Raw genomic sequence first — 10,366 nt, 5'->3', positions numbered from 1 at the left:
GTAGCTCTCAGCCTGGGTGGGTGCATACCAACCACCTAGTCAGAAGTCCTGACTAATATTCAAGAACTACACAGCAGCTTTCTTGCGTGCCTTCGATTTTTTCTTTTCAACAGGCAGTAAAGAAGTGATCTTCTGGTACAGCTCAAACAGAAACGCCACCCTTTCCGCCTCGGTATCCCAGCTTTTTTTCCCTCCACTAGGTACGTAAGCCGCATCCACGGCTCGGTCGAGCGTCTGATGGGCTTTCACCAAATTAGGTGGCATAGTTAAAGGGTTGTAGAGGTCAGCCAAACTTGAATCTGGATATATATCTCTGGCATCTAGGATGCCTTGAGCGGAAATTTCGATAGCCTTTATGTGTTTTTCAGCGGCATTTATCGGCCATGGGAAGTTGTTATATACAATTGAGGCCGAGTATCGATAGTCACTTTTTATTCGGCCACAAACAGATCGAGTCCAAGCCATATGCATGGCAGATTGAATTACACCATATTGAAAAAGATTAGCATTAGGTAATGCAAAACAGCTATCCCCGACAATAATTTCTTTGCTAAAAAATCCAAATGGAATATAGCTCCTATTTACAGATGAGTGCCTTGGAATTAGTACATAATCACTTTCAGATTGTCTAATCTCAGCAAATAAAGTGGGTATTTTTGCAAGCTCAACAGTCTGCTTTTTCGTACTTTTCTCTCTGAATTCCTTCACCCCTTTGACACGTTTGGATAACTCCTGACTACTTTTTAATGTGTTAGGCGGGGCATTAGCGAGCCATAAGCACCAGCGTTTTCCTGCATTTAGAAAATCCTGTGCACCTACAAAAGGCTTGATCCATTGACTCGTATGAGGTTCTTTGTCTAGAACAGTATCCTTCTCTTCATTCGTTAGTAGCAAATACCCACCGTCAGCAGGCTTGTTCCCATAAAGCATTGGAGGGGATGGACATAGCGGTGTCAAACGACTAGGTAATAAAATTGAAGGGGCATCTACAAGGTATGGGTTAATTTCCTTCGCAATAGTAAGGTGAGGCTCCCCTCCAATATTGTCGTATTCATAAAGCTTCGGAGACTTTTCCTCCTTTTTGCCAAATCCCAATATCACGCAATGAACAGCAGCCACACCCTTCGCTTCATTGCTCCAACGAAAGGTTCTATGCGCAAAAAGTATTTTGATCCCATACTGATTTAAGAAAGACCAAAGAATACTAACTTGTTGACCCTGTGTTATAGAGTTTGTTGAAACAAATCCGCACTTAGTAGTAAGTGACGAATATATTGCAGCCTTCGCATACCATGCTGTAACTAAATCTAAATCTTTCGCTCCCTTGGATTTGTTGAAAACAGTTTCCAAGTCCAATTTTTGTCCGGTAGTTTGATTACTTTTCCCTATAAATGGTGGATTCCCAAACATATAACTGCATTTATCAGAAGGAATTACAGCGTTCCAGTCCAAGCGTAGAGCATTTCCATGAACAACATTAGCCGACTTTACCAATGGAACCCGCACAAGCGCCTGACCAAAGGCTTCGCCAACCAATAGATTCATCTGATGATCGATTAACCACATAGCAACACGAGCAATTTGCGCAGGCCACTCCTCGATTTCTATACCGTGAAACTGATCTACATCAATCTTTACATATTGATTAACAGCATCCATCGAAAGCTGCTGCTGATCCTTACTGTAAAGCCGTTTAATGACCTCAAGTTCAAGCAGTCGGATCTCTCTATAACTGATTACAAGGAAATTCCCACAACCACAAGCAGGATCAAAGAAGTTAAGCGAGCCCAGTTTTTCATGGAAATCCTGTAGCTTCTTCACCTGGGTTTTAACTTTATCAAATTCCTCCCTAAGCTCATCCATAAACAGAGGGCCAATCACCTTGAGGATGTTTTTTTCACTGGTGTAATGTGCCCCAAGATTTCGGCGCATATCTGCATCCATGATGCCTTGGAATAAGGAGCCAAAGATCGCTGGGCTAATTGCCCCCCAGTCCAACTCACAGCAGTCCAGTAGAGTTTCACGCATTGAGCGATCAAAGCTGGCCTGCGGTAAAAATTCTGAAAACAGCTTACCGTTCACATAAGGGAATGCGGCAATTTGATCATCAAGATTTTTGAGCCGCTTTTCAGGTGGGGTATTAAGCGTCTGAAATATTTGATTTAGCCTTGGCGCTAAATCCGACCCATCTTCCGCAGTTCTAACTCGAATAAAGTCCTCAAAGGCGCTGCGAGGCATGAATATCCCTGTATCGTCAGCGAACATACAAAACAGGATTCGAACAAGGTAGACCTCAAGCTCATGTCCTTCATAACCAATATCCTTCAACGTATCATGCAATTGCGCTAATTTCTCAGCAGCCTTTGTATTTACAGGATCTTGCTCTTTGTACTGTCGTGTTTCATAGCCTGCAATGAAACTAAAGGTTGAAAGATTTTTAGACAGCTCAGCGAGAGGGAACTCGACACTTTCGCCTGAATCAAGATTGCGAACTCGGAATCTGGCGAAGTCTGAAACAATGATATAGCGAGGTAACTCCTTATCACTAAGACCTGGGAAATAATCAACAGCTTGGTCGTAAGCGGAATCTAGATTTTTCCCCCTAGATTTATGCTCTGCCAACAACATACCAGGCCAAAAAAGATCTATGAACCCATCTTTCCCATCAGACTTCTTAACATGCTTTTCAAAGGCCGCAAGCCGACGGCGACTAACGCCAAAGACTTGGAAAAACTCATCCCAGAACGTCTTAGCCTCAGCATGCTCTGAAGATTCATTTTCCCATTCGCGAACAAAGGTAACTGAACGATCTCTAATTTCATTCCATGAAAGTGGCATTTATATATTCATCCTTGTACGCAAGTTTTAACATCTGGGTAATCTGATCCGAACCACAATACCCTTTCCTTTTCGGCTCGGTAAACCAATTGAGAAAGTAACTGCTGATCATCTGTTTTAGGCGTCACATAATAGAGCCTCATTAGCTCACCAGGGAACTCTGAGTCCTTTTGATTTCTTCGCCACTCTTTGCGGCACTGAACAGTTAGCTGTCCTACCTGCTTTCTTATCAAAGCAAAGCCTGGTGTGCGGTATAAAGACCACCAGGCTTGACGCATTAATGAGGTATCTCGTGACGTAGCCGCCTTCTTAATTCTAGCCTGCCATGCCTTCCAATTTTCTGCGGTTATTTGCCAACTATAACTCGGCTTTTCTTGGCCTTTAGGATTATGCCGACTTATTTCATACTCGTTGTTCCAGTGGAGTCGTTGGTCTTTCAAGCGCGTATCTTTCATCTTCTCTAGTTTGAAGATTGGACTATCTGCACTTCCATCAGTGGCCAACAAAAACCAATATAAATCTAAGCTATTTGCTTTTGGGTAAAAAAACACTTTTACACTAGAAAGCCCTTTCGCTCGATCACGATAACGCTGGTTTGTTGTTCGATCTACACCGTAGTTCGCAGCGAATTTTGAGGCGAGACTTATTGCCTTCATTGCTGGAACGATCCCAGAATTGAAGTGGTGGTATCCATGCGAAACATGATGCTGGATGCGACGCATGGTAGCGACTTTAGAGATGTAAACCGGAGGGTCGAAAACAGGTAGCATAGTGAATATCTTCTTAGATCTTATGCAGTACATACAATATGATATAGCTTATATTATGAGAAAGGTGGGGTACATACAATATAAGATTCCGTCCGTTATTGACCTGGTGAAGAAAGCGCGGCATATTTAGGGTGCGGATTTCATCTGATCGTGCCAACGATCAGGGGGAGGGGCCGTACGCCAACTGCCAAGTGTAGGGGGCTGCCAACCTCCCACGTCAGACGCACATCTTAGTGAGCCCTTGCTAGGCTCACTACGGTAACGAGGCATGCCAGCCTCGTTACAAGCTTCTTGGAGCAGCCGGGTGCTTGGAAACAAGCTCGCCCGAATGCGAGAGGGGCTAAGGCGCTGCAATGCGCCTTTTCTATCTCGTCCGTTCCTACAAGAGGGATTGATTATTTTTAAAATTGGGCGACAAGGAAACGGGATTCGTGGCGACACGAAGAACCCTGTTCATTATCGAAAGATGGCATGGTGTAGGGAAAAAAACCGCACCTAAGCTACCTGACAGGAGGGTTTCTGCGATGCTGCTGGGAACCGCGAAAGCGCTAACCAGTAAGACACCGGAAGGTGTACCAACGAGGCAGTGGATCTTACGATTCTTTGACTAAGTGGCATTGGCTACGGGTGGTAACGCTGCCGTAGCGGCACTCCAGAAATGGAGGTCGATGTATAGCTCAACCCTGTAAATGTAAGCTGTAAAGCTGCTATCAGGACAATCCGAAAGGGCAACTCGGGAATGGAAGTGACGGTGAAAACCGGCAGTAAAAGCGTTGATGGTTTGATGATTTGGCAGTGAGGGTTTTGGGATCTTTACCCGCTGCAAATTCGACCGTTTTAATACCTACGCGAGGTATTAGATCATCAAACAGGAGCTTGCTTTCTACTTTGGTCAAACAGCGAAAGCTGGTGGACCTTCAGAGCTAGAGGTGAACTAACTTGGGAAGCGCCGATCCAGATCTGCAAACTAGCAAAGCAGATGATATTACTGGGGCTGGCGTAGGAGCCGCGTGACACATCGGCGAGAGACCGATGGGATACCTTGAATAAGCTTTCTTGCTTCGCTTACTGGCGCGGTGAAAAAGTGATCTGGAACTGAGCAGCTGGCTGCTGCATATCAGAACTGGAATTTCGTTGGTTAAGGGAGTGATCCTGCAACTGTATCGAACAAGGGAAAGCGTGATCTGGGAAGCGAAATGTGCGAGAGCTTGGCAGCTCTCTGGCGTCCGATTACGGGGTTTGGCGACCCTGTAATCATCGAGGCGGGAGTCTCGAAATTTGGCGATCTGTGTCCCCTCTATCTGGAGGGGGCGCAAAAAATTGGGAATCTATTGGAGGAAATTCGCCGCCTGGTTAGGCGTAAAAATAACCGCAGCTACTTTTCGGTAGTAGCTGTTCAGGTCAGTAAAAACGCTTTTAACCGGAAAAAGCTGATTAGCCAACTTGGCTGGTAACGACGGATCGCGGTCTTTATCGATAAATCTCAGACAACCTGCTTGCAGTGCTTGTTTAGCGTGTTTCAATTAGGCACCTCCTTCGGGGGGTGCCTTCTCAAGGCTGAAAATTGTTCTACGTAAAACAATTCAACGTGGAAAATGACTCTCTGTTCACGGTCATAAAGAGGTCTAAAACAGAAAAGTCCAAAGGTTGGACTTTTTGCGTTTTGAGGTTTTTTTTTGCTTAAAAACAGAAAAGTTCACAGTGTGAACTTTCTCCCACCAAATAACGGATATATTTAGGATCACATAATGATCCCTTTTAAATCCCTTTTGCTTTTTTTACAAATGCGGACCGAATGAACCCAACTAATGTCATACCATCCCGCTGAGCTGCCTTTTCCAACAACTCATATTCGTGTCTATTGAGGCCAATACGTAGATTTTTATAATCTCTCTTTGCCCTCGGATCAGCTGAATTTGAAGTGCCATCCGCAGTAGCGCTCTCCACAAAAGCATCTACATTTTGTGGCGCTGCACGCTTTTTACCAATATCACCAAAATCACCCTTCGCCATCAGGCACCTCCCAAAAATTCATTAAATACAGCATTAGCATCGCTCGCAGCTTTTTCGTCTTCATATTCCAAAACGCTTCCACCTGCTTCTTCTGCGTCATCCCAACTATTCAAATTCCGAGTGATGTGCTCCAACGGGGAAAGATCGAGACTCGCTAACAAGCGTTTAGCATTAAGAATCCTATTTGCTTGACTCGGCAATGTTGGCACCTGGGTAACAACAGAACGAACAATAAGGTTCGGATTCAACGCCTGAGCTTGTTCGATAATTTCAGCCATTTTAGGAGCCGTTTTAAGATCTCGACGCTTAGGCCGAAAAGGAATTAATGCACGATCAGAGATCGCCAACGCAGATCGCATCGCCTTACTATCAGCCCCTCCACAATCCACAACAACAACATCATAGCGGCCACTTAAATCCTTCAAATCAGCGGTGATATTGCCTAACTTTTCAACGCAAGGAATACGCGGAAAATTGGCTTCAACTCTATCCTCAGCCCAGTCAGCAGTTGTACGTTGAGGGTCCGCATCAACTAACAACACATCTTTGTCATTCAACTTTAAATAAACGGCGAGTGTTTGTGCTAAGGAACTCTTACCTGCACCGCCTTTTTCGCAGCAAACTACCAGTATCATTAAAAACTCCTAATAGGATCGAAAAAGGATCACATAAGTATCCTATGTTGTACCCTAAATAAAGGAAGGTCAAGGGGATTGGTGCGGCTCGCAGCCGACCACTGCAACGACAAAAAAGGGAGGCGAGAACACGGCCCCTTTACCGGCCAACCAACGCAACAATGAATAAGGGTCTGAACGAGCCTTAGCGAGAATCAGACCCCCGAGGATCAAGCGCGACCGCTTGGCGGGTCTGGGCGGCAGCCCAGTACGTCCGTCATTGGTGGACAAGGGATGGACAGCCCTACGGGACGTGTGGACGGCACTGTGTACGAATTGATGGACGGACAAGCCGACCACAATATCGTACACAGCCCCGACACACACTCTGCCCACACCTTGACCCACCATTCCGTCGGGAAGAGCAGCAGAGTCGGAAAGTTCTTCAAGGGATAACAATAAAATAAGCCGCTGTTATCTGATACTAGGTTAATAGATATTTTTAAGGAGGCGGGATACCGTACCCTGGGTTTAGGTAATTACGCCATTGGTAAAGAAACCGGCAAAGCCGCTGTTATCTGATATTAGGTTCGTTGCCGGTTTAGGTAATTACGGACACTTCGCTCGGACACTCCTATCCTTTTAGCGATCTCGGCCTGAGTCATGCCCTTGCTTCGCAGCTCAGCAGCCACTATCGCCTTCTCAGCGGCCTTCTCGCCGCGCTTAGCGCCAGACATTTGGCCTCGCCTCGACTGAACATCAGGGCTGTGCGTGGCCTCTACGAAAGACCGCCAGCCCGCAGGCGTAAAAGTCGTCCACGTCCATTTGCTAATCGAGCGCGCTATTTGTTTAACCTCTTGGGAAGCCAGCGGATTCACAAACCCCTCATTAAGCCTCTCTATCTCGTCTCTGACAACGTTGTTCCACCTCCCCTCGCCGTTTGGTTGCCAGTAGTCCCGTATCGCGGTGTACGCCCAAATGCGGGCTGTTTCAAAGAGCTGGCAGTTGCGGCCAAGGCCGACGGAATTTTTCAGTACCGCCTGCCTTCGCTGGCCTTTTCTTCGCTTGCCCTGGTCTTTCAGGTTCGGAATATACGCCGCAATTTCTTGAAGGTCGTAAGGTTCATCCCGCCAGATATCCATATCCCACGCCGGATTCATTGGATTTTTACAAAGCGTCCCCGCAAAAAGAACGTCCGCGTTCAGCAACTCCGATAAGCCTGCCTCGATGGCTGCGGCAAGCCGGATCGGTGCTGCTCGGCCTGCGTTGGTGGTTACCACTGGGATTTTTATTTCGTAACCCAAATGGCCGTACCCATAGCGTTCGTGGCCGAAAGGGTTGCTGGCGGTCCAGTTTGGCGGCGGACCATCTAAGTGATCCCAGCAGATTGACGCGTTCCCCCGATCAACATCAAACACGAAACGGTAAAGCAGAGCGGGCGGGTTAGGTTGGATGTAGCGGCGCTGGAGGGCTTGCTCGCGGCTCGCGATGTGCTGAAAACCTTTATCGTCGGAGCAATAGGGCTTCCTAGGGAGTCTATCCCCAGCAAAAAGATCCAATTGTCTTAACGGTTGTGTGGCCATTTACCCGCGCTCGGCACACTGGTTGTGTGTTATTTCACACAACTTGTGTACTTTTTTTGGTTAATACCTAACCCACGGGTTGCGAAAAGGTGAAAATCAGATGATAATTTTCACATCGCGCCCGATGGGTGTTGGCCCCTGTCTCTGCTCCTCTCCGCCAAGATTGAAAGCAGACCAGGGGTTTCGTTTTTCTGGCCTTTGTATTTAGGCGCCAAATTTTCCCGCTATCTTCTTTTCCTAATTAAAAGTCCTCTGACTTCTGTATCTTCATCTCTCTTAGGTTTTCAGGCATATAAACTGAGAACCGTTTGAAACCAATATCCCTTGCCCATTGCGCGGCTGTCGTCAAACTGCCGTAGACTTTATCCTGCCCGCGACGTGTTTGCATAGTCACAAGTTGCCCGCTTTTACGCTGGATTTGAATGATCCAGCCCTTGCTCAGGGGAACAGGCACCAGCTCGCAGTGCGCAAGATCACCCGCACTCATTAAGAGTTTTAGGCTTCTGTAATCCATATCGGTCGCGTAATTTGCCATCATGGCGTTAAACTTATCACTCCATCCTGATTTCGGCAAGCCAAATCATCTCTTTTGGCTAATTCATCCAACAAGTCATTCACTGTCGAAAGTCTAAAGCCCCAACTCCTCTGTAGCCCGCTAAGTACGGGGGTTTCAATTGTTATGACTAATACTATCCAGTATTAGTCATAAATCTTGGCGGTCTTCCATTGATAGGGTGGGAGAGACCGGAACAAGCCTTTTCTAGATCTAGCGAAAATGGTGATATACACAAAATGCTAATGATATCTTGACGAAAATAGACGCAAGCCATAGGATAGGAATCATACAAAGTAACGTACAAAACATTGTATGTTTTTGGAAAAGAGGTCATAATGTCTACTCAATCAGTCTACGCTGAAAAAACTGTTTCGCTCTCTGAACTTAGAAAGCGTCCAGCCGATTTTTTCGGTGGCGAACCTGTAGCTGTGCTATCGCACAATAAAACTGCGGGCTATGTGATTGGTGCCGAGGTGTTCGAGCAGATGATTAAACTGCTTGAAGCCAACTTAACAGGAGTTAAGGGTCAATTCCGGCCAAATGCAGCTCGAATGAAGGCCATTGCCGAGCAGGGTGCAAATTTGATTCTTGCAGCCAGTGAGGAGGAACTATTCGACTTCTCTGAGTGACAGAATGGACGTTTTTAAAAGCAAGATCATACGGACACAACTGACAGAAGACGAACTAGCTAAACTAACGTCTGATTTCATTCAGTACAAAAAAACCGGATTCCCGCCGGATACCTTCGGGAGAGACGTGCCTTTTGACCATCCACACACTCTCCCTATCGTCAAAGCCGAAGAGGTTCAGCACCTCCATCTTGGCACTGACGGCAAACCCTTTCCAACAAACAAAATCCAATTCTACCGATGCAGTGATGAACACCTTATCTACTGCCAGGGATTTTTAGATCCCGACGCTTTCCTCTTCATTTCCATCCTCACCCCAGATGCTCACGATCAAGAACGGCAAAACGACATTATGTATCGAATCGGTCAGATGGCGGAAAACTTCAGGAAGCAGCACTAAAAAGGATCACTAAATGATCCTTTTAGGGTCAATTAAGGCGAGATGGAGAACCTACAGTAATGTCATTCACCTCAGAATACTGGCAACGCATCATTAACGAACAAAACACCTACCAGGATCTCATTCATAAGTCGTCGGCGACCTATGAAGTTGAACGAGCGATAGAGAAAACAAATCAGCTCAAAAAGCTTTATGAAGAAACAGTATTCACAAGCAATATAGCTACGGCTGTGGCAGCAGCTAGAAGCGCCATCTCAAGCTGCTTGGAACCTGACTACATTCGCAAAATAACAGACGGGCAATCCGTATTGGTTGCCTTAGAGCAAGCAAACAAGATCGTGGAAGAGCAACGTGGGCTAGTAGACCGAGCGTTAAGGCCATTTGATCTAGCAGGCATCACCGCGACAGGAGTTTCAAAGACGCTGCAAAACGCTATGGACAGTGTTTCAAAATTTTATGAAGCCAACAGCTACGATCATCTTTCGCATCTCTCATACCAAGATATTAATCGCTATGTTGATCCTGTGTATGCTCAAATAACTGAGATAACCACGTTTTTAGATGGCTTAGAAAACGACGATGAGGAAGACACTCAAAATCAGAAAAATATATCACCAGAACAAATAGCAGCCTGGCTATTGGTTTTAGAGCGTGGCCTAAAATGCGCCTATGAAATGACCGCTATATTTCTGATTTCTTTTGCGCAAGGGCTAGATACAACCCTCTACATAGAGATAGAAGGCAAAGCCACTATATTTTTTGAACGACACCAGGCTGTAGCTGAAAAAATAGACCATATTGTATCTAACCAGTTTTACACCGCTATCACGACAACAGACGTGCATCTACGATCAGGCCCGTCTACAAGCAACGACAAACTTACCACCCTCCCCCCAAGAACCCACTTCCTTGTGACAGGAGAAAATGGGGAGTGGGCATCCGGCTTCGCTTCTTTAGAAGATG

General features: G+C 46.1%; 10 protein-coding genes. 4 read left to right on the top strand and 6 right to left on the bottom strand.

The genetic code is table 11. From position 1 onward, the window contains the following. Positions 1-66: 66 nt before the first annotated feature. The gene (locus tag HNQ57_RS17580; RefSeq protein WP_184465234.1) at positions 67-2,838 is read right to left on the bottom strand and encodes a class I SAM-dependent DNA methyltransferase; all 2,772 of its coding nucleotides are present in this window, start codon (positions 2,836-2,838) and stop codon (positions 67-69) included. 8 nt (positions 2,839-2,846) lie between these two features. Beyond that, positions 2,847-3,608 (bottom strand): hypothetical protein, encoded by a 762-nt coding sequence (locus tag HNQ57_RS17575; RefSeq protein ID WP_184465232.1) that lies wholly within the window; start codon positions 3,606-3,608, stop codon positions 2,847-2,849. Between the two features lie 1,196 nt (positions 3,609-4,804). Between HNQ57_RS17575 and HNQ57_RS17570 the strand changes: the two genes are divergently transcribed. Beyond that, the gene (locus HNQ57_RS17570; protein ID WP_184465231.1) at positions 4,805-5,062 is read left to right on the top strand and encodes a hypothetical protein; all 258 of its coding nucleotides are present in this window, start codon (positions 4,805-4,807) and stop codon (positions 5,060-5,062) included. A 304-nt stretch (positions 5,063-5,366) separates the two neighbouring features. Here HNQ57_RS17570 and HNQ57_RS17565 read toward each other — a convergent pair whose 3' ends face one another. The 4 genes from HNQ57_RS17565 to HNQ57_RS17550 all read right to left on the bottom strand — a co-directional run bounded on the left by HNQ57_RS17565 (position 5,367) and on the right by HNQ57_RS17550 (position 8,392). Continuing rightward, on the bottom strand, positions 5,367-5,621 hold the full coding sequence (locus HNQ57_RS17565; protein ID WP_184465229.1) for a hypothetical protein: 255 nt from the start codon (positions 5,619-5,621) through the stop codon (positions 5,367-5,369). Further along, positions 5,621-6,256: an AAA family ATPase gene (locus HNQ57_RS17560; RefSeq protein WP_184465227.1), complete on the bottom strand. Its 636-nt coding sequence runs from the start codon at positions 6,254-6,256 to the stop codon at positions 5,621-5,623. The genes HNQ57_RS17565 and HNQ57_RS17560 overlap by 1 nt, the downstream gene beginning before the upstream one ends. A 563-nt stretch (positions 6,257-6,819) precedes the next feature. Further along, entirely contained in the window at positions 6,820-7,818 is a 999-nt protein-coding gene (locus HNQ57_RS17555) for a replication initiation protein (RefSeq protein ID WP_184465225.1), read from the bottom strand. Between the two features lie 241 nt (positions 7,819-8,059). After that, positions 8,060-8,392: a hypothetical protein gene (locus HNQ57_RS17550; RefSeq protein WP_184465223.1), complete on the bottom strand. Its 333-nt coding sequence runs from the start codon at positions 8,390-8,392 to the stop codon at positions 8,060-8,062. A 317-nt stretch (positions 8,393-8,709) separates the two neighbouring features. Here HNQ57_RS17550 and yafN point away from each other — a divergent pair, with 317 nt between their 5' ends. The 3 genes from yafN to HNQ57_RS17535 all read left to right on the top strand — a co-directional run. Then, positions 8,710-9,003: a type I toxin-antitoxin system antitoxin YafN gene (gene yafN / locus HNQ57_RS17545; RefSeq protein ID WP_184465222.1), complete on the top strand. Its 294-nt coding sequence runs from the start codon at positions 8,710-8,712 to the stop codon at positions 9,001-9,003. A 4-nt stretch (positions 9,004-9,007) separates the two neighbouring features. After that, the gene (locus tag HNQ57_RS17540) at positions 9,008-9,403 is read left to right on the top strand and encodes a type II toxin-antitoxin system YafO family toxin (protein WP_184465220.1); all 396 of its coding nucleotides are present in this window, start codon (positions 9,008-9,010) and stop codon (positions 9,401-9,403) included. A gap of 59 nt (positions 9,404-9,462) precedes the next feature. Then, positions 9,463-10,366, top strand: a 904-nt coding sequence (locus HNQ57_RS17535; protein WP_184465218.1) for an SH3 domain-containing protein, incomplete at its 3' end; no start/stop codon positions are given.

The sequence above is a fragment of the Zhongshania antarctica genome (assembly GCF_014202945.1).
GTDB lineage: Bacteria > Pseudomonadota > Gammaproteobacteria > Pseudomonadales > Spongiibacteraceae > Spongiibacter > Spongiibacter antarcticus.
This window is presented reverse-complemented; position numbering and strand designations above follow the sequence as displayed.

Coding starts and splice junctions, on each gene's coding strand:
- HNQ57_RS17570 (WP_184465231.1), top strand. CDS start 4,805: ATGTGCGAGAGCTTGGCAGCTCTCTGGCGTCCGATTACGGGGTTTGGC.
- HNQ57_RS17540 (WP_184465220.1), top strand. CDS start 9,008: ATGGACGTTTTTAAAAGCAAGATCATACGGACACAACTGACAGAAGAC.
- HNQ57_RS17560 (WP_184465227.1), bottom strand. CDS start 6,256: ATGATACTGGTAGTTTGCTGCGAAAAAGGCGGTGCAGGTAAGAGTTCC.
- HNQ57_RS17580 (WP_184465234.1), bottom strand. CDS start 2,838: ATGCCACTTTCATGGAATGAAATTAGAGATCGTTCAGTTACCTTTGTT.
- yafN (WP_184465222.1), top strand. CDS start 8,710: ATGTCTACTCAATCAGTCTACGCTGAAAAAACTGTTTCGCTCTCTGAA.
- HNQ57_RS17555 (WP_184465225.1), bottom strand. CDS start 7,818: ATGGCCACACAACCGTTAAGACAATTGGATCTTTTTGCTGGGGATAGA.
- HNQ57_RS17575 (WP_184465232.1), bottom strand. CDS start 3,608: ATGCTACCTGTTTTCGACCCTCCGGTTTACATCTCTAAAGTCGCTACC.
- HNQ57_RS17565 (WP_184465229.1), bottom strand. CDS start 5,621: ATGGCGAAGGGTGATTTTGGTGATATTGGTAAAAAGCGTGCAGCGCCA.